A 22,887-nucleotide genomic window follows, 5' to 3' on the forward strand; every position below is an offset into this window, starting at 1 on the left:
ACGGTCGTCACCCGCCGGGGCGCGCACCCTCCGCGGACGCCGGCGTACGGCTGCCGGTGCGGGCGGCGCCGATACCGGCGAGCACGACGCAGACGACCCCGGCCGCCGGGCCCGCCCCGGGCAGCTGGCCGAGGGTGACGGCGCCGATGACCAGGGCGATGGCGGGTTCCAGGCTCATCAGGGTGCCGAAGGCGGTGGTGGAGAGCCGGCGCAGGGCCAGGAATTCGAGGCTGAACGGGATGACCGGGTGCAGCACCGCCAGCGCCAGGCCGGTGAGCACCAGGGACCAGGTCACCGACGCCAGGGCGGACGGTCCGGCGAACAGCGTGGCGACCAGGGCGGCCACCGGCATCGAGACGGCCAGACCGTTCAGACCGGTGACCCGGTCGCCGACGCGCTGGGTCAGCAGGATGTACCCGGCCCAGCAGCCCGCGGCGGCCAGCGCGAGCCCGAGCCCGACCGGGTCGCTCCCGCCGTGCCAGGGCTCGGTGAGCAGCACCACCCCCACCGCGGCCAGCGAGGCCCACAGCTTGCGGCCGCCCCTCGACCCGAACATGGCCACACCGAGCGGCCCCAGGAACTCCAGTGCGCTGGCCGTCCCCAGCGGGATGCGGGCGACCGCGCACATGAACAGCAGCATCAGCCCGGCCGTCACCACCCCCAGCCCGAGACAGACGAGCAGGTCCCTGCCGGTGAAGTCCGAGCGGCGCGGGCGGACGAGGACCAGCAGGAGCAGGCCCGCCCACGTCAGGCGCAGCGCCGTCGTTCCCACCGGTCCGAGCTGGTCGAAGAGCCGCACCGAGAGCGCGAGGCCCAGCTGGACGCAGCTCATCGAGGCGAGGGACATCAGCACCCCGGCGTCGGTCCCGCGGAAGGAGGCACGGCGGGCGGCGGTGGAGGACGTCAGGGCAGGTGGCGCGGTCATGGCCGCCAGTAGACGGTCTCGGCATCGTTGCCGTCCACGTGCCGATCATGGACATTCCGTTCGGGAAAGCTGAACAATGGCGCGCATGGAGACGAGGCGACTGGAACTACTGGCCGAATTGTCCCGGCTCGGGTCGATGCGTGCCGTCGCCGAGACCCTCGGAACGACCACCTCGACGGTCTCCCAGCAGATCGCCGCGCTCGCCCGTGAGACGGACACCACGCTCATCGAGCCGGACGGCCGCCGGGTCCGGCTGACCCCGGCGGGCCGGCGGCTGGCCGAACACGCCGTGACGATCCTCGCCGCGGTCGAGGCGGCCCGGCTCGACCTGGGACCCGGGGCCGAGCCCCACGGCACCCTCAGGGTCGCCGGCTTCGGCACGGCGATCCGTACGTACCTGCTGCCCATCGTCACCGGGCTCGCGACGAGCCACCCCCAGGTGCGGATCCTCATCCGCGAGCACGAGCCCGCCGAGGCCCTGCACGCCCTCGCCGCCGACGAGACGGACCTCGCGCTCACCTACGACTACAACCTCGCACCGGCCACCTTCGACCCGTCCGTCGGCGCGGCGCCGCTGTGGACCACGGAATGGGGCCTCGGCGTCCCCGCCGGTATCCAGGTGCCCGAGGGCACGGCCCTGGACGTCGTCACCCGCTTCCGTGCGGAGAGCTGGATCGTCAACTCCCGGAATTCCGCGGACGAGGTGGCCATCCGCACGCTCGCCTCGATGGCGGACTTCACGCCCCGGGTGACCCATCAGGCCGACAGCCTCGACCTGGTGCAGGCAATGGTCGCCGCCGGGCTGGGCGTCGGGCTGCTGCCCGGGGACCTCGCGCCCTTCCCCGGCGTCCGCATCGTCCGGCTCACGGCCCCGGAGGTCGTCCTGCGCGCGTACGCCGTCGCCCGCCACGGCAGCCTCAACTGGCCCCCACTGGCGCTGGTGACCGACCTCCTCGCCCGCCGGACCCACGAGGACACCCGCCCGCCGCGCCGGTAGCCGCCGGGCGGATGACGTACGGTCGCGTGCCTTCGGGGGAATGCCGGCCCGCGGGCGTTCGAGAACCGGTGCCGGGTGATACCACCTCTGGGTAGGCACGGGCGCGCGGAGGGCGGTGGCGGCCAGGTGCGGAACCGACCCGGCAGGAAGCGGGAGAGCACGTCCGGCGCCTCTGGCAGCGGCGGCCGGCCGCGCGGCCGGGTCACGGTTCTGCGGACCCGCGGCGGCCGGCGGACCGTGACCGTACGCCGGACGGCGGGCGGGGGACCGGAGCGCCGCCCGGCCGTACCCACCGGGCCGTCCCCGATGTTGCAAGCCGCCGCCGCGTACGGGTGGCGCCTCATCATCGTGGGCGCGGTCGTCTACGCGGTCTTCGTGGCCCTGGGCAAGTTCCACCTGGTGACCCTGGCGGTCTTCCTGGGCCTTGTGCTGACGGCCCTTCTGGAGCCGCTGACCCGACTGCTCGACCGCTGGATGCCCCGGTCGGTGGCGGTCGCCTCCGGGCTGCTGCTCGGCATCCTGCTGCTCTTCGGTGTGCTGAGCCTGATCGGTGCGAACGTCGCGGGGGAGTGGGCGGGGCTGCGCCGGGAGTTCGACGGCGGTGTGGCCAGGATCGAGCGATGGGCGCAGGGCCCGCCGGTCCACCTGAGCCGCGAGACCCTCGCGCATCTGCAGACATGGGTCCGCAGGTTCGTCTCCACGCACCGGTCTGCGTTGATCAGCACGGCGCTGAGCGGCGTGGACCGGCTCGTCGAAGCGGCGACGGTGGGGGTGCTCGCGCTGTTCTGCTCGGTCTTCTTCCTGCATTCCGGCGGCCGGATGTGGCGCTGGTTCGGCGGCCAGCTGCCCGGCAACCGGCGCCGCCCGGTCCAGCTCGCGGGCCGCGCCGCCTGGACCACGTTCACCGGCTACACCCGCGGCATCGTCCTGGTCGCCGCGATCAACGCCGTGCTCGTGGGCGTCGCGCTGTTCATCCTGGGGGTGCCGCTCGCCGTCCCGCTGGCCGTGTTGGAGTTCTTCGCCGCCTTCATCCCGCTGGTGGGCTCGCCGGTCGCGCTGGCCGTGGCCGCCGTGGTGGCGCTGGCCGCCAAGGGCCCGGTGATCGCGCTGATCGTCGTGCTGCTGATCGTGGTCATCGGCCAGATCGAGGGCCATGTGCTGCACCCGCTCGTGATGAGCCGCGCGGTCCAGCTGCATCCGGTCGTGGTGGCGCTCTCGGTGGTCTGCGGCGCGGTCACCGCCGGGGTGCCCGGCGCGATCGTCGCGGTACCGCTCGTTTCGGTGGTGTGGTCCGTCTACAGCGTGCTGCGCGCGCTCCCCGCCGCGTCCTTCCGGGCCCCCTGAGCGCGCCGCGCGCCCGGACGCCGATTGCGGCTGCGGCACCGTCCGGGGCACTCTTGCGTCATGTCATATGTGCGGCTCGAAGCCTGGATCGGTGGGGAGTGGCTGGAGGTGGACTCGGTGAGCGTGAGCCTCGTGGAGTCCGCCCTCACGCTCTCCTTCGAGCACCAGCGGACCGAATCCGGCTACCGGGATCTCATCTGGGAGCCGCTGGAGAAATTCCTCCGTGAGTACCGCGACGAACCGCTCGTCGTCGTACCGCGCCGACGCAATCTGCCGGTGATGTTCGGCCCCGGTGCCGCGGGGCCGTTCCGGCTCGCCGAGGTGTCGGACGGCTGACCTCCGCTGACATCCCGTCAGCGGAGGGGACAATTCGTGGCCATCTACGGCACGGCAGAGGGAATGCTCTCCTAGGGGCCCGCTGCCGTGCTGTCAGACCGAACGTACCGGGTCGGCAGCTACGTTCTCACCGCATTTCCGTCAAGAGGATCGTCGGAAACGAGCAAAACTGGCAACTATTTGACCGGACTGTCGCGTCCTCCGTGCAGAGTCATCAGGTGGGGGCACCCGTCACCGCACCGCCACCGCGGCGGGCGGGAACCGGGTCTTGTAAAGGAGAAAGCATGCGACCGTTTGCGTTGAGCTACGCCCGTCCGGCGGTGACGCCGTCGACCGCCGCGCCGTACACCTATGACGCCGCGCGGCAACTCAACGTACTGCCCGACGGACGCCCGGCCACCTCCAGCCGGGCCGTGCTGCTGGCCACCGGCACCACCGCGTCCACGGCCGGCTCCAAGACCCACTTCGACGACTGAGCGTCCATGACCGTCCTGGTCCTCACCTGCGAGGAGGACTTGACCGCGGACATGGTGGTCACGATCCTCCACGACCGCGGTGTCCCGCTCGTCCGCCTCGACCCCGCCGACCTGCCCGGCCGGGTCGCCCTGTCGGCGGACTACGCCCACCACGCCTTCCACGGCTACCTGAAGGCGGACGAACGCATGGTGAGCCTGCGCAGCCTGCGGTCGATATGGGTCCGCCGGCCCGGAACGCCCGGCACCCGCGCCGAGGAACAGTCCGCCTGGCTCGCCACGGAGGCCGAGCACGCGCTCTACGGCATGCTCACCTGCACCCCGGCGCGCTGGATGAACCACCCCGTCGCGGCCGCGCAGGCCCGCTACAAGCCCTGGCAGCTGCACCTCGCCCAACAGAGCGGTTTCACCATCCCGCCCACCCTGATCACCACCTTCCCCTCGGTCGCCCGGCAGTTCGCGGCCACCCACCGCGACCTCGTGGTGAAGTCGGTCTCCGGCAAACACCCCGGCGAACCCCCGATGGTGCTGCCCACCACGCGGATCGGCCCGGACGTGGACTTCACCGGAGTCGCCGCCTCCCCCACGCTGCTCCAGCGCCACATCCACAAGCAGGCCGACATCCGGCTCACCTGCGTCGGCGGCCGGCTCTTCGCCGCCCGGAAGCAGGCCGATCCGGACGAGGTCGACAGCCGTTTCACCCAGAACGCCGCCTGGAAGCCCACCGAGGTCCCCGACACGGTCCGGCGCTCGGTCGCCGCGTACCTGCGCCTCGCCCAGATTTCCTACGGTGCCTTCGACTTCGCGGAGGACCGGGAGGGGGCCTGGTGGTTCCTCGAATGCAACCAGGGCGGACAGTTCGGCTTCGTCCAGCTCGACACCGACCAGCCCATCGCCCAGGCCATCGCCACCTGGCTGGCGGAGGAACCCGCGTGACACCGGCACCCGCCCCGTCGGGCCCGGCGGCCCGGTGACCGGCTCGTCGGGCGCGTCGAAGGCGATCAGCGGACCCATACGGCGATTGTCGCCCGTCCGGGGCGCCGAGTGGGGGTGGGACGGTACGGCGAGTGTGGAGGGACGGTGTGCCACCCGGTGCGAAATCTCCCGAGCAGGTCGTCTAAGGTCGTCGCGGCACCGATGAGGGGAGCGGGTATGGCCGGCTGGCCGGTGACACTCGACCGGGCCGGGATCATGGACCCCTCGCTCCGGCGCGACTACACCGAACAGCGCCGTCTGGTCGCGCGGTTCGCCCGCGCCGAGTACACCGCGGTGCGGTTGCTGCTGCCCCCTGTACTGGTCCCCGACGTCCTCGCCGCCACGGCCTTCATGCACCACACGGACGACCGGATCGACCAGGGGCCCGTGGCGGAACGTGCCGCGGCCCGCACCGCGTGGGACGAGCAGGTGCGGACGGCGCTCGCGGGCGGCCCGACGGACGAGCCGTTGTTGCGCGCGCTACGGCACACCGTCACCCGGCATCCACAACTGGAGCCACACGTACGGGAGTTCCTGGCGGGGGCGGCGGCGGACGTGGACTGGTCCGGGTTCGCCACCGAGCGGGAATTCCAGGACTACATCGACGCCTATTCGCTGCCCGCCTTCATGCTCCTCACCTGCCTGCTCGCGCCCGACACCGGCACCGAGGCGTACGTGGCGGGCTGCCGCAGCTTCATCGAGGCGATGCAACGCCTCGACTTCCTGGACGACATCGCCGAGGACCTGTCCCACGGGCGGCTCGGCATCCCGCAGGACGCCCTGGCCCGGCACGGGCTGACCCACCGGGATCTGGCCGAGGCCGGTCCCGCCGCCCGTACCGCCTTCGCGGCCCTGGTGCCGCAGCAACTGGCCCTGGCCCAGGACGGATTGGCGGCCTCGTACGACCTGGTCGAGCGGGTGGCGGCACCCGGCCGGCCGCTCGTCCGCGCGCTGCTGACCCTGCAGGAGCTCCGGGTGCGCACGGTGCGACGGAAGGGCGCGGCCCTGCTCACCGGCGGCACCCGGCCGCCGGTCGTCGGTGCGCTGGGCCTCCTGGCCCGGGAATACCGGACGGCGCGCAGCCAACGGCTTCCCGTACGGGCCTGAGGCCGGCCGCCGCCCGGGCGCGGCCGCTGGTTTCCGGCTACCGCAGCAGCCACTTGCCGGTCATCGCCATCACCTCCGCGCGGTCGCGCGGGCCGTGGTCGGCGGCGATGAAGTGGTTGCCGATCCGCAGGGAGAAGGCGAGCAGGCTGCGCACCTCGACCTCGTCCTCGTCGGCGCAGAGCGAGCCGAACAGTGAACGCAGGTACGCCATGCGCCGGTTGTCGACGCGCCGCAGCCGCCGGGCGACGGCCTCGTCGCGCCGGGCCCAGTCGCGGACCGCGAGGTCGGCCGCGGTGCCCCGCAGCGGCCCCTCCGTGGACGACGAGGCGATCGCGAACAGCCGCTCCAGCTTGGCCCTGGCGTCCCCGCCGCCGCTCTCCACCTGCTCGATCACCCCGTCGGTGACCGCCTGCTCCCAGGCGTCGAGCATCTCGGTGAGCAGGGCCTCCCGGTTGCTGAAGTACCCGTAGAAGCCGCCCTTGCTGACGCCGAGGGCCTGCGCCAGCACCTCGATCCGGACCGCCTCGGGGCCGCCCGCGGCGAGCGCGCGCAGGCCTTCCTCGATCCACTTGCCGCGCGGCGTGCGCGTCACGCCCATGCCGTGTCTCCTCTCACTTCCCACCCGGCCTATACGGCACCGTACAGACCGGTGCTAGCCTAGATCTATACGCCACCGTATAGATAACCGTATGGACAGGGGCCGGCCATGAGACTCCCCAGCACAGCGCACACCTCCCGTCCCTGGCGCATCCATGAGATCGCCGGGGACTTCCAGGTCGAGGACGTATGGGCGCTCCCGACACCCGGCGGTCCGGACGATCTCGCGCGCCTGGTACGCCAGTTCACCGGCGACGTCCCCGAACGCGGGACCCACCACTTTTCCCTCGTCCCGCGGACGCTCTTCGCCGCGCGTTGGGCGCTCGGGCGCCTCTTCGGGTGGGACAAGCCGGTCGCCGGTCCCGGCAGCCGGAAGTGGACGCTGCGGGACCGGCTGCCGGCCGACCTCCGCGACGGCCCGCGGGGGCCCGACCTCCGCGCGGTGCCGTTGACCTCCGTCTACCTGACGCACGACGAGTGGGTCGCCGAGCTCGCCAACCGGACCGTGCAGGCGGTGATGCACATCGGCTGGGTCCCGGACGGCGCCGACGGCTACCGCGGGCAGATGGCCGTCCTCGTCAAGCCCAACGGACTGTTCGGCGCCCTCTACATGGCGGCCATCAAGCCCTTCCGCTACCTGGGCGTCTACCCGGCACTGTTCCGCGGGATGGGCCGCAGGTGGCAGCAGGGCTGACGCGCCGGACCTCGTGCGGACCGCCTCGTCAGCCGCCGTCGCGCGGCCCGGCGGTGCGGTCGCGCCGGGCCGGGCCGGGACGAGCGCACCGAGCATCAGGACGGCGGTGACCGCGAAGGCCGCCGGATAGCCCGTCCAGCCGGCGACCACCCCGAAGCCGGCCGCGCCCACGCCCATGCCCGCGTCGTACGCGACGTTCCACAGCGCGCTCACCGTGCCGTAACCGGAAGCGGGCACCCGGGCGTACATCAGCGTCAGGGTGGCGTTCTGGAGGATGCCGAATCCGGTGCCGAAGACGGCGACCCCGGCGACCACGGCGGCCGGACTGTCCGTCAGCACGAGGCCGAGCGTCCCGGCCGCGGACAGCAGCAGACCGGGCAGCACCAGCCGGGAGGGGCCGTGCCGGTCGCCGTACCTGCCGGCGACCCAGCGCGCGACGACCGCGGCGAGCGGCTGGACGAACAGCACCACCGCGACGACCCCGGCCGAGCCGGACGCCACCGCTCGACCAGCTCGCCCTGGCGAAGCTGATCGAATCCGGCAGGTACGACCGGCAGCTGCGCCGGATGCGGACGGTCCACGCGGCCCGCCGGGACGCCCTGGTGACGGCACTGGCCGCCCATGCTCCCGGCATCGCGTTCACCGGCCTGGCAGCCGGCTTCCACGCCGTGGCCCACCTCGCACCCGGGACCGACGAGCAGACCCTGATCGCCGCCGCCCGTACCCGGTCCGTCGGCCTCCACGGCATGAGCGCCTGCCGCTCGACCGGCGCCACCGCACCCGCCCAACTGGTCCTGGGCTTCGGCGACCTCGGTGAGCGCGCCATTACCGCCGGTATCGCCGCGGTCGGGGACCTGCTGTGCGGACCGGGCCGAGCGCGGCCGGCCAGGACGGATTCCTGCCCTTCCGCCGGTCGGCCCGCACTCTTCCTGATCGGACCGCCCCGAACTGGGCATCCTCATACGTGACCGCCTCGGTAGCATTGCCGCGGCGAGGAAGATCGCGAGCGGCCGGCGGCCGACTCGCGCGGACCGGACCGGGGCGACACCGCCCCGGTAAGTCGTCAGAAGGGACTGGGGTTTGCGTACCACCGAGGCGGCAGCACGGGAGCGCATCGCGGCAGTGCTGCGCACGGAGGCCGACGACATCGCCGACCGCTGGGTGCAGTTGCAGTTGGCCCGGGCGGCCTCGGGGGACGGCGTGGGGGAGAGCGCACTGCGCGAGGAGGCCGACGCACTGCTCGGCGCCCTGCTCGCCGGACTGGAAGGTGACCTCCCGGTGGAGCGGGTCTTCACCGGCCACCAGGCGCTGCGGCAGGCGGTGTCCGACCTCTCGCTGCGCCGGGCCCGCAACGGCGTGAGCCCCACCGTCACCGCGCTGGCGGTGATGGCGCTGAAGGAGGCGCTGCTGGAGGCCGCACAGCGGCACAGCGCGGACGGCGACGAACTCTTCGCCGCGTCCCTCCTGGCCAACCGTCTGCTGGACACCGCCGGCGCGCTGTCCTTCGAGACCTACGTCGACGGCCGGGAAGAGATCATCCGCAGGCAGAGCCGGCAACTCCTCGAAGTCTCCACGCCCGTGGTGCGGTTGTGGCGGCAGGTCCTCGCCGTCCCCCTGATCGGCACCCTGGACACCGCCCGCACCCAGGTCGTCATGGAGAACCTCCTGGAGGCCATCCAGGAGCACGAGGCGCTGGTCGCCATCATCGACATCACCGGTGTGCCCACCGTGGACACCGCCGTGGCCCAGCACCTGATGCAGACCGTCAACGCGGTACGGCTGATGGGCTCGGACTGCGTGATCAGCGGGATCCGGCCGCCGATCGCCCAGACCATCGCCCAGCTCGGCATCGACCTGTCCACCATCCTCACCCGCGCCACCCTCGCCGACGCGCTGGCCGCCGCGATCCAGCTCACCGACGCCGCGCCGGCCATGACCGCACCGGGAGCGGAGCGATGACCAGCCCGCCCGCCACCGGAGTGCCCATCCTGCGCCTCGGGGACGTCCTGGTCACCGGACTCCTCAACGAGCTCGACGACGAGGCCGCCGTGCTCTTCACCAGCGAGCTCACCGAGCGGATCGCCACCGAAGGGGCCCGCGGGGTACTGATCGACATCTCCCGGCTGGAGATCATCGACTCCTTCGTCGCCCGCATGCTGATGGAACTGACCACCACCGCACGCCTGTTGGGCGCCCGGGTGATCGTGGCCGGCATGCGCCCGCCGGTGGCCATCACGCTCGCCGAACTGGGACTGCAGCTGACCGGGGTGGAAACCGCCCTCAACGCGGAACAGGGCATGGCGGCCCTGGGCTGGCACCAGAGCCCGGCGCCGCCCGGAGAGGCTCGCCGTGACCGGCGCCGGTGACGGGGGCACGACCGTGCTCGGGGACGCGGAGCGCCGCGCGGCCAACGGCGAGGCCGTCGCCGGGTCGGCCACGTACGGCGTGCGCAGCGAACAGGACCTGCTGACGGTCCGGCATGCCGTGCGGGCCGCCACCCGCCGGGCCGGCTTCAGCATCGTCGACCAGACCAGGGTCGTCACCGCCGCCAGCGAACTCGCCCGCAACGCCTACGTGCACGGCGGCGGAGGAACCCTCACCATCGACTACCCGACCCGGCGGGACGCGGTCGGCCTGCGGCTGACCGTCACCGACGACGGCCCCGGCATCGACGACGTCCCCACCGCGCTCGCCGACGGCTACACCACCGGCTCCGGACTCGGACACGGCCTGGGCGGCGCCCGGCGGTTGATGGACGAATTCGACATCCGTACCGAGGTGGGCGGCGGGACGACGGTGACGGCCACGCGGTGGGCCGTACGGTGACCGCTCCGCCGCCCACGGCGTGCGTCCCCATCGACCACTACAGCGCCGTCCACGTCGCCGCGGAGACCGCCCGCGCACTGGCCCGGGACTGTGCGCTGCCCGCACCGCTGCCCGACCAGGCCGCCGTCCTCGCCTCCGAACTCGGCAGCAACCTCGCCAAACACGCGGTCAACGGCGCCCTGTACGTGCAGCGGACCCCGCTCGGCGACGGCGTGGAGATCCTCGCCGCCGACCGCGGACCGGGCATGCCCGAGCTGGGGCGGTGTCTGGCCGACGGCTACACCACCACCGACACCCTCGGCGCGGGCCTGGGCGCGGTCGGCCGGATCGCCACCACCTTCACGATCCGCAGCGCGCCCGCCGACGGTACGTTCGCCTGCGCCCGGCTCACCCCGTCCGCACATCTGGCCAACGACCTGCACGGACTCGGGGCGGTCTGCCTCCCGGCCGCGGGTGAACGGCTCAGCGGTGACGCCTGCGCCGTCGCCGACGGGCCGGACACCCGCACCACCCTCGTCGTCGACGGACTGGGCCACGGCCCGCAGGCCGCCGAGGCCGCACAGCTCGCGGTGCGCACCTTCCGGCGCGAGCCGCACGGCCCGCTGCCCGACATCCTGCACGCCGTCCACCGCGCCCTGCGGCACACCCGCGGCGCCGCTGTCGCACTGCTGCGGTTGCACCCGGACCGCGCCGAGTACTGCGGGGTCGGCAACGTCCGCGCCCTGGTCGTCACCCCTGACCGCGTCCACCACCAGCTCACCGGGCAGCCCGGCGTGGCCGGCCTGAACCTGCCCCGCGCCCATCCCCGCGAGCTGCCCATGGAGGACGGGGCCACCGCCGTGCTCCACACCGACGGCGTGGACCACCGCTGGACCCGCACCCCGCCGCCGTTCCTGCTGCGCCTGCCGCCGCCCCTGCTCGTCACCGCCCTGGCCCACGGCCACCGCCGTACCAGTGACGACGCGACCGTCCTTGCCGCCAACCGCTACCAGAGACCCTCGTGACCCCACGCGTACTCCACACCCTCCCGGCGCTCCAGCAGGCCGTCCGCGGGCTGGCCGAATCCAGTGCGCTGCCCGTCGAGACCCGGGCCCGTCTGGTGCTCGCCGTGAGCGAATCGGCCGGTGCCGCGCTCGACGCCGGCCAAGCGGTGACCCTGGAGGTCACCCGGGAGACCGGCCGGGGCCGGGCCGCCGCGCCCGCCCTCGTCCTCACCCTCCGCACCCCGGGCGCCGCCCGCCCGCCGCGCACCGGGCACTCCCCGCTGCCGGCCCGCACCGGATCCGACGGGTCACTGACCTGGCGCGTCCCGCTCACCGACCCCGGCAACGGTCCGGAACCGCACCGCCCGCACGGCGCCGCCGACACCGCGGCGACCGAGACCGCCGCGCTGGAGGAGGAACTGCGGGCCGCTCTCGGCCGCGTGGACGCCCTCGTGGCCGAAAAGCGCCGGCTGACCGAGGAGCTGGAGGAGACCAACACCGGCGTGCTGGCCCTCTACGTCCAGCTCGAAGAGCGCGACGAGCGGCTCCGCAACGCCCACGGCCAGACGCTGCGCGAACTTGAGGACGCCCTGCGGCCGCCGCCGCTGACCCTCGACGGCCTGGAACTCGCCGTCCATTACGCACCGGCCGGCACCGACGCCCCCACCGGCGGAGACCTCTACGACTGGTTCCTGCTGCCGGACGGCACGGTGCACATCACCATCGTCGACGCCCTCGGCCACGGCGTACGCAGCACCCGCAGCGCGCTCAACGTCACCCACGCGGTCCGCACCCTGGCCCTCGAAGGCCACCCGCTGGAATCGATCGTGGCGCGCACCCACGAGATCCTCACCCCCTTCGACCCCGAGCTGATGGCCACGGTCCTGCTCGTCCGGCTCCACCCCGCCACCGGCGAACTGCAGTTGGCCAACGGCAGCCACCCGCCGGCGCTGGTGGTCCGCCGCGACGGGACCGCGGAATTCCTGGAGGTCCGCGGCCGCGGCGTGGGCTTCCCGCTGCCCGGCAGCGAACGGCTGCTGCGGACCCGGCTGCACGAGGAGGACCTGCTCGTGCTCTACACCGACGGCCTCACCGAAAGCCGCCGGGATCCGCTGGAGGGCGAACAGCGGCTGATCCAGAGCGTGTTACAGCACCGGCACCGCCCGATAAGAGAAATCCCCGGTGCCCTGGCGGAGGACATGCACGCGGTCATCCTGCACTCCGACGACACCCTCGCACTGACCCTCCGCCGGGCCCCGCAGCCGGGGTAGGCAGCCGGGGTGGGCTGGAGCACCTCCGGTGCTCACGGGTGGGCGCTCACCGCTCCCGTCGGCGGCACGGGATCAGCGCGTGCACCGTCTTGCCCTGGTCGGTCAGGCACACCGACGTGGCGATCGCGAGCCGCTGGACCATCGGCCAGCCGAAACCCCCGGTGTCGCCGTCGACATCGGGCACCCGTCCCACGGGCGGATCGCTGGACGCGTCGGTCACGCCCACCGCGAGCGCATCGCCGCAGACGGCCAGCCGCAGTGAGAACGAGGAACCGGCCGCGTGCCGTACGGAGTTGGTGACGAGCTCGCAGACCACGAGCACCACCGCGTCGGCGGCGCCGGCGTCCAGCGGGGGCCGCAGGCCCGCCAGGAACTTCCGGGTGACCTCGCGCGCGGTGGCGGCCGCCCTGGGCCGCCTGGCCATCGTCGTCACCTGTGCCGACGGCGAGGGGGCCGACGGCGTCATGCCGTGGTGCCGGGCCGTGGTGCTGCTCAACAGGATCACCTCGTTCGTGTCGTCCTTGAGACGGGCCACCGGGCCGCCACATCGTCCTCCGCGCACGCTTCCGGTCCGCCGGACGGTGACCGCCCAGCAAACCCGTGTGTCATACACGGAGAGTCACTCCTCTCGTGCTTCCGTTCCAGCGCAGGTCAAGGGCATGGCTCTGACCTGGTGTTCCGTCAGCCTCTTCGATTGCAGATCCTTACTACCCTGGTCACCCTGCGTTAATCCGCCCGTGGGTAAGGGATCACCAGAGCCTGTCGATCGTCCCCGGATACAGCGCGAGACGGGCATGCCGGAACGCGGCGCGGTGCCGCCGGGCCCCGGCGGAGAAGAAGTCGGCCATGGTGACCTTGTCGAAGGGCGGCCGGTCGCTCGGGAGGGGACACTGCGGCGTGCCGCCGATGAGATGGGTGCCGGGCAGCAGCCGCCAGCCCGCGCTCCGGTAGAAGGGTTCGAGGGGCCGGTCACAGGTGAACACGCCCAGATCCAGGCCGGCATCGGCCATGGCCGTACGGGCGGCGGCCACCAGCCGTCGGCCGTATCCCCTGCCGCGTACGGCGGGTCGGGTCACGACGGTGCTCAGCCCGCCCGCCCGGTAGCGCCGGCCGGCGTGTACCAGCGGCTTGGACAGCACGTCCAGCGCCGCCACCACTGTGCCGTCGTCGACGAGCAGCATCGAATGGGGGTCCAGCGCCGGATCGTGAGTGAGAGCGTCGCCGAAGGCGGGGGAGGGTTCGGCCGGGGGCCATGCCTGGTGCTGGAGGTCCAGGACCTGCGTGCGCAGGGTGGCCGGGGTGTCCGCTTCCGGGAAGCACAGGATCTGCATGCGGTGATCGTGCCTGGCCCCACTCCGTACCGAAAGCGCGTTTCGCCCGCGGGCGGCTCAGGTCCCCAGACAGTCGACGAACGACACCCGCCCGCCCGCGCCCTGGATGAAGTCCCGCGCGGGGTGGTTGCGCAGCAGGCACATGTCGTAGCGGGCCTTGGGGCCGCCGTCGCCGTCCTCCTCGTAGAAGTGCTTCCCGGACAGCTGGCACGAGTCGTAGCGCACCAACGGGCCCCGGGGGCCGATGCGGTAGCGGTGCGGGCGGCTGGCCCCGGCGAACGGCTTGAAAGCGTGCGCGGTGTCGTCACAGTCGTTGAAGTGCACCGTGCCGCTGTCCCAGGCGCAGTCGATCACGACGGTGTCCGGGCCGCGCACCTCGAAGCGGATGTCCTCGGCGTGGAAGCGCTGGACGGAGTCGTGGTGCGGGCCGCGGGGGAAGCGGAAGAAGGTGCTGGTCCGCCCGTAGTCGGGGGAGTTGCCGGGGCGGCGCCCGGTGATGATGTACGAACCGCCGCGGCACGTGACCGAGCCCCCGTAGGGGAATTCCAGGAAATTCCCCCAGGAGTACTCGACCTTCATGTCGGTGAACCAATAGTTGAGGAACTGGTCCTGCTGCGACTGGTCCGGCGACTTCTGCGACAGCCCGGAGTAGAGGAACGCCTTGCGGTAGGAGCCGCCCACCCGGCACGCGTCCCACCGCATCTCCGAGTTGGTGTTGCTGCCGTCGAGGGCCAGCCCGTAGGTCCACTCCCCGGTCCACTCGCACTCGGAGAAGCGGTAGTCCTGGGCCTGGCCGGTCGAGAACGAGTAGAAGAACGACGCGCCGGGCGTGCCGGAGCGGAAGGCGAGCTGCTCGAACATCACATTCGCCCAGCCGTCCTCGTTGCGGCACAGGTAGGCGTCCTCGGCCCGGGACGGCGCGAAGATCAGCTGCGTCATCCGCTTCCCGGCCCCGCGGAATCGCAGTCCGTTGGCCTTGAGCTTGCCGGCCGGCGCGTCGAGGAGCGCATGCGGCGACCGGATGAGGTACGTCCCGGCCGGAATGTCGATCACGGTCCGGCCGATGTGGTCCCAGACCCGGCCGGCCGCGTAGGCGTAGGCCCGGGCGAACGCACGGCTGTCGTCGGTGCGGCCGTCCCCCTTGGCGCCGCAGTCCGCCACCACGTCGATGACGTCCTTGCCCTTGGGCTTGCGGCCGGTGACCAGCGGGCCCGTCGGGGCGTTGTCGGACGGCTGCCGGTCGGGCGCGGAGTCACAGCCGGCCAGGGCGGCCGCGAGCGCGGCGGCCGTACCCGCCAGCACCGTCCGGCGGCCGGCGCCACCGTTTGACGGAGAGGTCCTGCCTGCCATGATGTGCTCCTCCGGGGGGTCCATTTCAACGAGTGGGGGGACATGAGTCAGTTCGGATATGCGCTCAGGGAACTGTCGGCGGCCCAGAAATCCGCGAAGGGGGTGTCCCTGTATTCGCGTTATGTGAACCGGCCGGCCGGGCGGATACTCGCCGCGGCGGGCCATCAGCTGAAACTCACGCCCAATCAGGTCACGCTCATCAGCGCGGCCGTGACCTTCGCCGGGGTGGTGATGATCGCGGCCCTGAAGCCCTCGTCCGCCGCGGCGCTCGGAATCGTCGCGGCACTGGGCCTGGGATTCGCACTGGATTCGGCCGACGGCCAGCTCGCCCGGTTGACCGGGGCCGGCAGCGCCGCGGGGGAGTGGCTCGACCATGTCGTCGACTGCGCGAAGATGCTCGCCGTCCACATGGCCGTACTCCTCGCCTTCTACCGTCACTTCGGATTCTCCGACCCGGTGTTCCTGCTGCTGCCGGTGGCCTTCCAATTCGCCGCGGTGATGGTCTTCTTCGGCGGAATCCTCACCGACCAGCTCAAGCGCGCCGAGCGGCTGCGGAACGGCGCGGAACGGCCCGCCGCGGCACCGGTGTCCACCCTGCGCGCGGTGGCCCTGCTCCCCGTCGACTACGGCGTGTTCTGCGCGGCGTTCCTGCTCTTCGGCAGCCGTGACCTGTTCGTCGCGGCGTACTGCGCGCTGCTCGTCGCCCATCTCCTCTTCATGGTGGCGTTCCTCGTCAAGTGGTACCGGGAACTGTCCGTCCCCGTGCGCTGACGAACGGGAACGAGGCAGCGGGGCATTCCCCGGAAGAACTCCGGGGAATGCCTCCGCCCACCTCTGCCGGCCTCCCGTACTACGCCGAATTCGCCAGCCCGTCGAGCGCCTTGCGCAGCAGTGTGCTCGACGTGTGCACGGTGTAGGGGAAATAGATCACCTCGACGCCGACCGCCGCGAAATCCCGTTCGAGCTTGTCACCCTTGCTCGTTCCCCGCCAGTCGTCGCCCTTGAAGAGGACATCGAACCGGACCTGCTGCCAGGTCACCAATTTGTCCGGCACGGTTTCCACGAACGCCGCGTCCACGAACCGGACGCTGCGCACGATCTCCAGCCGCTCGGTGAGCGGAATGACCGGTGCCGTGCCCTTGGCCTGCTCGGCCATTTCGTCCGAGACGACCCCGGCCACGAGATAGTCGCACTGGCTCTTGGCATGCCGGAGAATGTTCAGATGCCCTATGTGGAACAAGTCGTAGACCCCGGGTGCGTACCCCACGCGGTGCGTCATGTGCTCCCCAGTCGGCGAACGGTCAGTACTTGGCGGTGACGTTGACCGGGCCGTTGCGGCCCGAGACGTTGGTGCCGTCGGTGACCTCCAGCGAGTAACGGTGCGCCGAGCCGGGCTCCACGGTGTCCGTGAAGCTCATGTCCGGCCGGTTCCAGTAGCGCGAGTCCTTGGTGAGCGAGGTCAGATACACCCCGTCCCGGTAGAGCTTGTACGTCAGCACGCCGTTGTCCCGGTCCCACGAGGCCTTCCAGGTCAGCGTGATCTTCCCGCGCGACGGGCTCGACCCGCTCATCAGCGGCACCTGCGGCGCACCGGTGTCCGGAGCCGCCGCGAACCGCGTCAGGCCCTGCTGCGGCGCGTCGTTGACGGTGGTGAACTCGCCGCCCGCCCACAGGATCCCGTCCGCCATGGTCAGCGCACGCGGGCCGATCTGCTCGCCGATCCCGTCGTTGGTGTCCGGGAACCACGGCAGGATCGTCTTGTCCGCGATCGACTGGGCGAGGAAGTGCTGCCGGTTGCCGATGTCGGAGAAGCCGCCCGGGGTGTCGGAGCAGTTGTGCGCGTGCGACCCGCTGTAGAGGACGCCCTTGTACGGCAGCACGGCCTGGGTGGCGCCCAGACAGGTGTCCTTCCAGATCTGCCCGCCGTCCGACAGCCGGCCGGCGATCCGCCCGTCGAAGACCCCGCCGCCGGTGCCCTCGGCGCCCAGATAGAAGTTGGTGCCGTCGTTGACGAGCGCCTTGACCGCCGACCTGCTGGGGATCCAGCCGGTGAAGGTGTTGACGACCTTGCCGGTGGTCGCGTCGAGCCCGGCCAGCGCGTGCACGCTCAGCAGACTGCCGTTCACCGAGGTGAACCGGCCGCCGATGATGACCTTGTTGAGCTTCGGGGCGACCGTGATCGCGTTCACCCCGGGCGTCGGGTCGTTCGGGATCGACGAGCCCCGGATCGTCGCCTTGAACGGCAGCAGCGCACCCGTCGGACGCAGTGCGGCGACCCGCTCGCGGGTCTGCCCCTGGACCTTGTCGAACTGCCCGCCGATGTAGACCGCGTCGTCGGTGACGTCGAGGGCACGCACGGTCGAGCTGACCGTGGGCTTCCAGTCGTCGCCGATCGTGCAGTCCGCGGTGTTGAGCGAGGCGGTGTTGGAGCGCCCGACCGGGCCGGCCTTGCCGAACGAGCCGCCGATGTAGATCAGCGAACCGTCGGGCGAGGCCTTCATCGCCCGGATGGTGTTCTCACCGCCGCTGAACGCCGGGGCGCAGGCGAGCGGTTGCCCGGTTTTGGCGTCGAAGGCCGCGAAGTTCCTACGGGCGAGCTCACCGCTGCCGGGGGCCGCACCGGGCGGCCGGATGTGATCGAACCGGCCCCCCACGTAGACGATGCCCTTGGCGTACGCCAGGGACCACACGATGCCGTCGGTCTGCCAGGTGCTCAGCGGATCGGCGGTCAGTGTGGCCTCGCCGTTGGCCTGGGCGGGACCGGCGGCGAGCGCGGTCGAGGCGGTGCCGAGCACCGCGGCCGCGAGGAAAAGATGGATGGGTCTGCTTCGTTGGCGCACAGGTCCCCCCTGGAAGCATGGCGCGAGCAATAAATGTTGTCGGGACAGGAAGCGCGAACGAGTTGATTTCCGTGTGGAATTGCGACCAGCGTTCACCGTGAGTTTTCCGAACTGCGCTTGCGCAGCGCACCGAAGAACTCCCCTACCCCCAGCGGCAAACGATAGCGCCAGACGAGGGCGCCGAACGCCCCGATTGAAAAAACCATTGCGAAAAGCACAGCGGCCACGCTGTCCCCCCATAGCGCCCGCATACCGAACGCCCCGCACGACACCGCTCCGAGCCCGGCCAGCGCGGCCAGCACATAGCCCCGGTCCACGGTGCGGAACCCCAGCCGCCGGCGGACCAGCAGCGCCGAGACCCCGTTGTCCACGACGATCGCCAGCCCCCAGGACACCGCGGCGCCCAGCACCCCGTACCGCGGCACCAACCACACCCCGCTGCCCACCTGGACCACGAACGCGGACCCCGCCACGGCAAGGTTCGCCACGCTCCGCCCGGCCATCAGCAGCGCGGTCTGGGCGTTGCCCACCCCGACGTTGACCGCCGCGGCCACCGCCAGCACCACCAGCCCCGGCGCGCCGTCGGCGAAGCCGTTGCCGAACACCGACAGCACGGTGCGCGGAAAGGCCGCGAGCAGCACGAACACCGGCCAGGAGAACAGGGCGATCCACCGCGTCGAGTGCCGGTGCAGCCGCTGTGCCGCGTCCGCGTCACCGCCCGCCAGCAGCCGGCTGATCTGCGGCGCCACCGCCAGCCGGACCGCCAGTTGCAGCAGCGTCCCGGCGGTGATCAGCCGCCCGATCGCCGTGTAGACGCCGGCCTCCGCGCTCGTGCCCAGCACCGACAGCAGGATCACGCCGATCCACACCGCGGCGATGTCGAACAGCGACGACACCGCACGCGGTCCCGCGAACGCCCAGAACTCCCGGATCCGCGGCGGCGGCCGGCCCGTTCCGGGATGCGCCCGCCGGGACCGCCGCAGTGAGATACCGGCCGCCACCGCGCCCAGCACCCCGGGCAGCAGCCAGGCCGCCCAGACCCCGGAGACGCTCGGCGCCCACAGCACCAGCGGCACCGCCAGGAGCACCCGCAGCACCGGCTTGCCGATCTGCTCCACGCCCACGAACGGCACCACCGACCCGTACCCCCGGGTCGCACCGAGCAGCACCAGCGTCACCGTCGTCACCGGCAGGAACACCGCACACAGCCGGAGCACGGCACCGGCCTGCCCCGGGTCCAGTTCGGGCAGCAGCCGGCCGGCGAGCCCGGGGGAGCACAGCAGCACCGCGGCCCCGGCCCCGCTCGCCACCAGCGCGGGCAGCACCGCGGTCCGCAGCAGCCCCGGCACCCCGGACCCATCGGTCAGCTCCAGGTCCTGGGAGACGAAACGGACCAGCGCGGTGTCGGCCCCGAGCTTCAGGGCGTTGCTCAGGATGGTGAAGGCCGCGACCGCGGTGAAGACCGCACCGGCCCCGCGGGCCCCGAGCCCCTGTGTGACGACGGCCACCAGCAGGAACCCGAACACCGCGTTCGCCGCGGAACCGGCCAGCGCGAACAGGCTCCCGCGGGCCGTCGTCCGCACGCCGGCCGCACCAAACTCCTTGCGTCGGACGCCGGTTGCCGTCGTCGCGCTGCCCGGGCCCGCCGGGCGGACGCCGGTCACCCGCGCAGCGGTCGGGCATCGGCGGACGCGCCGTCCGCCGCCACCGGGCCGGTGCGCGGAGCCGGCGGACCGGGCCGCACGGACGGTGCCACCACGGTCGTCCGGGGCTGGTGCCGGCCGCGCTTGCGGCGGGTCGGCCCGCCGTCCGTCAGCCGGCGCAGCGACGGGCCCCGGCGCCCCTTGTCCAGCACGGCCCCCAGAATGTGCCCGCCCGCGCCGGTGATCAGCTCCCACACCCGGTCCAGATCGTCCCGGCGCACCTCGTTGAGGTCGCAGACCACCACCACACCGGCGCCCTGCTTGGCGACGGCCAGCCCGTCCGCGTGTGAGAGCAGCGGCCCGGTGACCACCACGACCCGCTCGTCCGGGCCCGACGGCGCGTTGAGCAACCGCGCGAACTGCGGCGAGGACAACACCCGGGCCGGATTGGGGACTTCACGCCCGGGCAGCAGCTCGAACCGGCCGTCCACCCCCGCCTCCACCGCGAGCCGTTCGCCCTCCGCCCAGCTGCCCGGGACCGGCCGGCCGTGACCGGGCCGCAGCGGCAGCCGCTGGGCGAGTCGCGGCGTCCGCAGATCCGCCTCCACCAGCAGGATGTCGTTGCCGATCTCGGCGAACGCGCCGGCCAGATTGACCGCGACCGGCACCGCCTCCGCGTTCTCCCGCGGGGAGACGATCAGCAGGCTGTCCGTACCGGAGAACCGCAGGTCGTGCATGAGCCGGAAGGCGATGGTGCGATAGGCCTCCGCCCGGTTGCCGTGCCCGGACCGGCCCACCTCCAGCACCTGCTCGCCGCCCCGCCGCCGCGGCAGGATGCCCAGCACCGGGGCCCGCAGATTGTCCTGCACGTCCGCCACCGACCGGACCCGCGGCTCCAGCACCGACCGGACCCACGCCGCCAGGATGCCCAGCACCAGCCCCGCCACCGCACCGGCGAGCAGCAGCACCGCCAGCCCGGGGCTGGACGGGAAGGCCGGCGGATCGCCCTTGCGCACGATGTCGCCCGGCGTGGTGTCCAGGGACTTCAGACTGGAGATCCGGCCCTGCAGGTCGGTGATCTGCGACACCAGGTCCCTGCGCTCGGACTCGTCGGCGGCCCGCCCGGCACCGCCGCCCGCGTCCGCGATCCGGCGGTCCAGCACCTTCCGCTGCGCCATGAGCGGCTTCAGCTCGTCCCCGAGCTTGCTGACCGTGGTCTCGATCCGCTGCGCCGCGGTCTCCTGACGGTACGTCAGGTAGGCCTGGACGAACGCGTTGACCAGCGCGGACGCCCGGTCCGCGGAATCCGCGCTGTACTCGAACAGCAGGGTCTGGGTCTCGGGCGGATTGCTCACCCGCAGATCGCGTTGCAGAACGGCCGGATCCGTGCGTTCCCCCAGGGCCTTGGCCGCACCGGCCGCCACCGACGCGCTCTGTGCGATCTGCCGCTCGGTGCCCATGCTGATCTGCTTGTCCGCCGAGACCCCGCCGGCCTCGAACGGCGCGGTGCTGATGGCATGCACCACCACCTCGCCCGTCGCCGTATAGGTCGGGCCGCCCAACACGAACACCGCACCGCCACCGAGCAGGCCCAGAACCAGGCCGAGCAGGATGAACGCCCGGTACCGGAAGAGCCGGCGCAACTGGTCGCGGATCTGGTCCGGTTCCTCCGCGGGCTCGTCGAAGACGCTCACGTACGTGTTCCTCCTGTGCATAGCGACGGTGCGGTGCGGTCCGCCGGGGCCACCGGCTCCGGCGCGGCCGCGGGCGGGGACGGACGCCCCGGCTTGCGGGTGATCAGCAGCGGGATGCACACCAGCAGCGCCAGCGGTCCGACGATCGCCATGAGGCTGCCGCGCAGCAACACCAGCTGGTAGAAGCCGAACGCCGGGACCAGCAGCGCCGCGAGGGTGCCCCGGTGCCGCCGCAGCCGGTGCCGCAGCTCGTCGATCCGCCGCCCCACCGCGCCGATCAGACCGAACACCGCGACGACCGACGGGAACCCGGCCCACATGTACGACTCGATCCACAGCGGTGCGGAGAGGTTCTCGAAGGAGTACCCCGCGTGCCGGGCGAGCAGGATGCCCGCGTCGTCCGGCTTGCCGGGCCACGCGGCGCGCGGCACGAAGAACAGCGGCGGCCCGAGCGCGGCCGTCGGCGTGAAGCCATGGGTGCGGACGTAGTCCACCCCCGTCTCGATCTGCTGGAACGCGTCGTAGTCCCCGTTGGACGTGAACTGCTCGGCCAGCGAGACGATGCGGACCGGCTCCCGCTTGTCGTAACGGAAGTAGTCGCTGTACGGGAACACCACCAGCACCACGGCCGCCACCGCCGCCGCTCCGACCCGGAACGCCCGCGGCCCGCGCAGCCAGGACGCGCCGAAGACCAGCGCCAGCAGCACCGTCCCGGCCCAGAACCGCGGCTGGCTGACGGGATTGTTGACGATCACGTTGACCGCGGCCAGCAGCGGCAGCAACAGCCACCGCAGACCGCGCAGAATCCGGTCGCCGGCCGGGAACCGCGGCACGTGGACCAGTGCCACCAGCGCCCAGAACGCCGGCACCGACAGCAGCCAGGCCGCCATCGCCCGGTCCGCCGACCCCGCCGGCTCGGCGAGCGCCGCCGCCTCGTTGGCCGCCTGCCGGCTGAGGAAGAACGCCGCCAGCCCGCCCTGCTGCGGGATCAGCACCACCGCCAGCAACAGTGCTGCCCCGCACAGCAGCAGCACCCGCCCCGGCGCCAGGCGCCGCGCGAGCAGCGGTTCGAGGACCGCGGACCCACGGCCGGCCCGCCAGGCGGCCACCGCCGACCCCGCGCTGTACGCCAGAAGTCCCGTCTCCACCAGCGCGGTGGAGACGAACGCGGAGTGCGCATCGACCACGAACCCGCGTGGATACGCGTCCGTGGCGAGCATCGCCAGCGGCGCCAGCCCCAGCCACACGTACGAGAACAGCCAGAAACCGAACGCGATCAGCCGGGCCCGGACATCCGTCAGCACCCGCGCCAGCGCCGCACCGGTGTGCACCACCACCACGAGTTGGACGGCGAGCGCGGCACCGAAGCGGGCGTCCAGCGACCGCAGCACCAGCAGCGGCAGCAACACCACCAGCAGCAGCGCCCAGCAGCCCAGCGCGGCCACCGCACGCCCGGGCCCGCCGGCCGTCCGACGCCCCGCCCTCACCCGCCCACCTCCCC

General features: G+C 72.5%; 24 protein-coding genes and 1 pseudogene. 14 read left to right on the top strand and 11 right to left on the bottom strand.

Annotated elements, in window-relative coordinates; translation table 11 throughout:
- Positions 1-7: 7 nt before the first annotated feature.
- Entirely contained in the window at positions 8-925 is a 918-nt protein-coding gene (locus AB0E02_RS01420) for an EamA family transporter (protein WP_362134712.1), read from the bottom strand.
- An 85-nt stretch (positions 926-1,010) separates the two neighbouring features.
- Here AB0E02_RS01420 and AB0E02_RS01425 point away from each other — a divergent pair, with 85 nt between their 5' ends.
- The 6 genes from AB0E02_RS01425 to AB0E02_RS01450 all read left to right on the top strand — a co-directional run bounded on the left by AB0E02_RS01425 (position 1,011) and on the right by AB0E02_RS01450 (position 6,157).
- Positions 1,011-1,922, top strand: coding sequence for a LysR family transcriptional regulator (locus AB0E02_RS01425; RefSeq protein ID WP_362134714.1), 912 nt, complete (start codon positions 1,011-1,013; stop codon positions 1,920-1,922).
- 306 nt (positions 1,923-2,228) lie between these two features.
- Positions 2,229-3,266 (top strand): AI-2E family transporter, encoded by a 1,038-nt coding sequence (locus AB0E02_RS01430; RefSeq protein ID WP_362134716.1) that lies wholly within the window; start codon positions 2,229-2,231, stop codon positions 3,264-3,266.
- A 60-nt stretch (positions 3,267-3,326) separates the two neighbouring features.
- Positions 3,327-3,602, top strand: coding sequence for a hypothetical protein (locus AB0E02_RS01435; RefSeq protein ID WP_030409927.1), 276 nt, complete (start codon positions 3,327-3,329; stop codon positions 3,600-3,602).
- Positions 3,603-3,886: 284 nt separating this feature from the next.
- Complete coding sequence (tgmA, locus tag AB0E02_RS01440) at positions 3,887-4,078, top strand: putative ATP-grasp-modified RiPP (protein WP_030409928.1); 192 nt, start codon at positions 3,887-3,889, stop codon at positions 4,076-4,078.
- Between the two features lie 6 nt (positions 4,079-4,084).
- Positions 4,085-5,011: an ATP-grasp ribosomal peptide maturase gene (gene tgmB / locus AB0E02_RS01445; RefSeq protein WP_362134718.1), complete on the top strand. Its 927-nt coding sequence runs from the start codon at positions 4,085-4,087 to the stop codon at positions 5,009-5,011.
- A 216-nt stretch (positions 5,012-5,227) separates the two neighbouring features.
- Complete coding sequence (locus AB0E02_RS01450) at positions 5,228-6,157, top strand: squalene/phytoene synthase family protein (RefSeq protein WP_362134720.1); 930 nt, start codon at positions 5,228-5,230, stop codon at positions 6,155-6,157.
- A 37-nt stretch (positions 6,158-6,194) separates the two neighbouring features.
- Here AB0E02_RS01450 and AB0E02_RS01455 read toward each other — a convergent pair whose 3' ends face one another.
- On the bottom strand, positions 6,195-6,755 hold the full coding sequence (locus tag AB0E02_RS01455) for a TetR/AcrR family transcriptional regulator (RefSeq protein ID WP_362134722.1): 561 nt from the start codon (positions 6,753-6,755) through the stop codon (positions 6,195-6,197).
- Positions 6,756-6,863: 108 nt separating this feature from the next.
- On the opposite strand from AB0E02_RS01455, the gene AB0E02_RS01460 reads away from it, so the two are divergent.
- Complete coding sequence (locus AB0E02_RS01460) at positions 6,864-7,448, top strand: DUF2867 domain-containing protein (protein WP_362134724.1); 585 nt, start codon at positions 6,864-6,866, stop codon at positions 7,446-7,448.
- Positions 7,449-7,484: 36 nt separating this feature from the next.
- On the opposite strand, the pseudogene AB0E02_RS01465 reads toward AB0E02_RS01460, so the two are convergent.
- A pseudogene (locus AB0E02_RS01465) lies at positions 7,485-8,060 on the bottom strand (MFS transporter); the annotation flags it as partial.
- On the opposite strand from AB0E02_RS01465, the gene AB0E02_RS01470 reads away from it, so the two are divergent.
- The 6 genes from AB0E02_RS01470 (at position 8,015) to AB0E02_RS01495 (ending at position 12,528) form a co-directional block, all read left to right on the top strand.
- Positions 8,015-8,416 carry a hypothetical protein gene (locus AB0E02_RS01470; RefSeq protein ID WP_362134726.1) on the top strand — a complete coding sequence of 134 codons (402 nt, stop codon included), beginning with the start codon at positions 8,015-8,017 and terminating at the stop codon, positions 8,414-8,416. The pseudogene AB0E02_RS01465 and the gene AB0E02_RS01470 overlap by 46 nt on opposite strands.
- Before the next feature lie 112 nt (positions 8,417-8,528).
- Positions 8,529-9,407 carry an STAS domain-containing protein gene (locus AB0E02_RS01475; protein WP_362134728.1) on the top strand — a complete coding sequence of 293 codons (879 nt, stop codon included), beginning with the start codon at positions 8,529-8,531 and terminating at the stop codon, positions 9,405-9,407.
- A complete protein-coding gene (locus AB0E02_RS01480) occupies positions 9,404-9,814 on the top strand; it encodes an STAS domain-containing protein (protein WP_362134730.1) in 411 nt (136 codons plus the stop codon). Before AB0E02_RS01475 ends, AB0E02_RS01480 begins: the two co-directional genes overlap by 4 nt.
- Positions 9,815-9,827: 13 nt before the next feature.
- Positions 9,828-10,274, top strand: a complete 447-nt coding sequence (locus AB0E02_RS01485) for an ATP-binding protein (RefSeq protein WP_362135536.1) — start codon at positions 9,828-9,830, stop codon at positions 10,272-10,274.
- The gene (locus AB0E02_RS01490) at positions 10,271-11,278 is read left to right on the top strand and encodes a SpoIIE family protein phosphatase (protein ID WP_362134732.1); all 1,008 of its coding nucleotides are present in this window, start codon (positions 10,271-10,273) and stop codon (positions 11,276-11,278) included. The genes AB0E02_RS01485 and AB0E02_RS01490 overlap by 4 nt, the downstream gene beginning before the upstream one ends.
- Entirely contained in the window at positions 11,275-12,528 is a 1,254-nt protein-coding gene (locus AB0E02_RS01495) for a PP2C family protein-serine/threonine phosphatase (RefSeq protein WP_362134734.1), read from the top strand. The genes AB0E02_RS01490 and AB0E02_RS01495 overlap by 4 nt, the downstream gene beginning before the upstream one ends.
- Positions 12,529-12,574: 46 nt before the next feature.
- On the opposite strand, the gene AB0E02_RS01500 is transcribed toward AB0E02_RS01495, so the two are convergent.
- The 3 genes from AB0E02_RS01500 to AB0E02_RS01510 form a co-directional block, all read right to left on the bottom strand.
- On the bottom strand, positions 12,575-13,024 hold the full coding sequence (locus tag AB0E02_RS01500) for an ATP-binding protein (RefSeq protein WP_362134736.1): 450 nt from the start codon (positions 13,022-13,024) through the stop codon (positions 12,575-12,577).
- 253 nt (positions 13,025-13,277) lie between these two features.
- On the bottom strand, positions 13,278-13,859 hold the full coding sequence (locus tag AB0E02_RS01505; protein WP_362134738.1) for a GNAT family N-acetyltransferase: 582 nt from the start codon (positions 13,857-13,859) through the stop codon (positions 13,278-13,280).
- Positions 13,860-13,916: 57 nt separating this feature from the next.
- Positions 13,917-15,209, bottom strand: coding sequence for a glycosyl hydrolase family 28-related protein (locus AB0E02_RS01510; RefSeq protein ID WP_362134740.1), 1,293 nt, complete (start codon positions 15,207-15,209; stop codon positions 13,917-13,919).
- Positions 15,210-15,251: 42 nt separating this feature from the next.
- Here AB0E02_RS01510 and AB0E02_RS01515 point away from each other — a divergent pair, with 42 nt between their 5' ends.
- Positions 15,252-15,980, top strand: a complete 729-nt coding sequence (locus AB0E02_RS01515; RefSeq protein ID WP_362134742.1) for a CDP-alcohol phosphatidyltransferase family protein — start codon at positions 15,252-15,254, stop codon at positions 15,978-15,980.
- A 79-nt stretch (positions 15,981-16,059) separates the two neighbouring features.
- Here AB0E02_RS01515 and AB0E02_RS01520 read toward each other — a convergent pair whose 3' ends face one another.
- The 5 genes from AB0E02_RS01520 to AB0E02_RS01540 form a co-directional block, all read right to left on the bottom strand.
- Complete coding sequence (locus AB0E02_RS01520; protein WP_030409943.1) at positions 16,060-16,488, bottom strand: adenylyltransferase/cytidyltransferase family protein; 429 nt, start codon at positions 16,486-16,488, stop codon at positions 16,060-16,062.
- 22 nt (positions 16,489-16,510) lie between these two features.
- Entirely contained in the window at positions 16,511-18,049 is a 1,539-nt protein-coding gene (locus AB0E02_RS01525; RefSeq protein ID WP_362134745.1) for a fibronectin type III domain-containing protein, read from the bottom strand.
- Between the two features lie 92 nt (positions 18,050-18,141).
- Entirely contained in the window at positions 18,142-19,632 is a 1,491-nt protein-coding gene (locus AB0E02_RS01530) for an oligosaccharide flippase family protein (RefSeq protein ID WP_362134746.1), read from the bottom strand.
- Between the two features lie 77 nt (positions 19,633-19,709).
- Complete coding sequence (locus AB0E02_RS01535; RefSeq protein WP_362134748.1) at positions 19,710-21,386, bottom strand: lipopolysaccharide biosynthesis protein; 1,677 nt, start codon at positions 21,384-21,386, stop codon at positions 19,710-19,712.
- Entirely contained in the window at positions 21,383-22,873 is a 1,491-nt protein-coding gene (locus AB0E02_RS01540) for a hypothetical protein (protein WP_362134750.1), read from the bottom strand. Before AB0E02_RS01540 ends, AB0E02_RS01535 begins: the two co-directional genes overlap by 4 nt.
- Between the last annotated feature and the right edge of the window lie 14 nt (positions 22,874-22,887).

It is taken from the genome of Streptomyces sp. NPDC048196, from assembly GCF_040652715.1.
GTDB classification, from domain to species: domain Bacteria; phylum Actinomycetota; class Actinomycetes; order Streptomycetales; family Streptomycetaceae; genus Streptomyces; species Streptomyces siderophoricus.

Bases quoted from the DNA above. Each gene is read 5' to 3' on its own strand.
- AB0E02_RS01425 (WP_362134714.1), top strand. From the start codon at position 1,011: ATGGAGACGAGGCGACTGGAACTACTGGCCGAATTGTCCCGGCTCGGG.
- AB0E02_RS01470 (WP_362134726.1), top strand. From the start codon at position 8,015: ATGCGGACGGTCCACGCGGCCCGCCGGGACGCCCTGGTGACGGCACTG.
- AB0E02_RS01430 (WP_362134716.1), top strand. From the start codon at position 2,229: ATGTTGCAAGCCGCCGCCGCGTACGGGTGGCGCCTCATCATCGTGGGC.
- AB0E02_RS01515 (WP_362134742.1), top strand. From the start codon at position 15,252: ATGAGTCAGTTCGGATATGCGCTCAGGGAACTGTCGGCGGCCCAGAAA.
- AB0E02_RS01435 (WP_030409927.1), top strand. From the start codon at position 3,327: ATGTCATATGTGCGGCTCGAAGCCTGGATCGGTGGGGAGTGGCTGGAG.
- AB0E02_RS01450 (WP_362134720.1), top strand. From the start codon at position 5,228: ATGGCCGGCTGGCCGGTGACACTCGACCGGGCCGGGATCATGGACCCC.
- AB0E02_RS01460 (WP_362134724.1), top strand. From the start codon at position 6,864: ATGAGACTCCCCAGCACAGCGCACACCTCCCGTCCCTGGCGCATCCAT.
- tgmB (WP_362134718.1), top strand. From the start codon at position 4,085: ATGACCGTCCTGGTCCTCACCTGCGAGGAGGACTTGACCGCGGACATG.
- AB0E02_RS01510 (WP_362134740.1), bottom strand. From the start codon at position 15,209: ATGGCAGGCAGGACCTCTCCGTCAAACGGTGGCGCCGGCCGCCGGACG.
- AB0E02_RS01455 (WP_362134722.1), bottom strand. From the start codon at position 6,755: ATGGGCGTGACGCGCACGCCGCGCGGCAAGTGGATCGAGGAAGGCCTG.
- AB0E02_RS01480 (WP_362134730.1), top strand. From the start codon at position 9,404: ATGACCAGCCCGCCCGCCACCGGAGTGCCCATCCTGCGCCTCGGGGAC.
- AB0E02_RS01420 (WP_362134712.1), bottom strand. From the start codon at position 925: ATGACCGCGCCACCTGCCCTGACGTCCTCCACCGCCGCCCGCCGTGCC.
- tgmA (WP_030409928.1), top strand. From the start codon at position 3,887: ATGCGACCGTTTGCGTTGAGCTACGCCCGTCCGGCGGTGACGCCGTCG.
- AB0E02_RS01505 (WP_362134738.1), bottom strand. From the start codon at position 13,859: ATGCAGATCCTGTGCTTCCCGGAAGCGGACACCCCGGCCACCCTGCGC.
- AB0E02_RS01520 (WP_030409943.1), bottom strand. From the start codon at position 16,488: ATGACGCACCGCGTGGGGTACGCACCCGGGGTCTACGACTTGTTCCAC.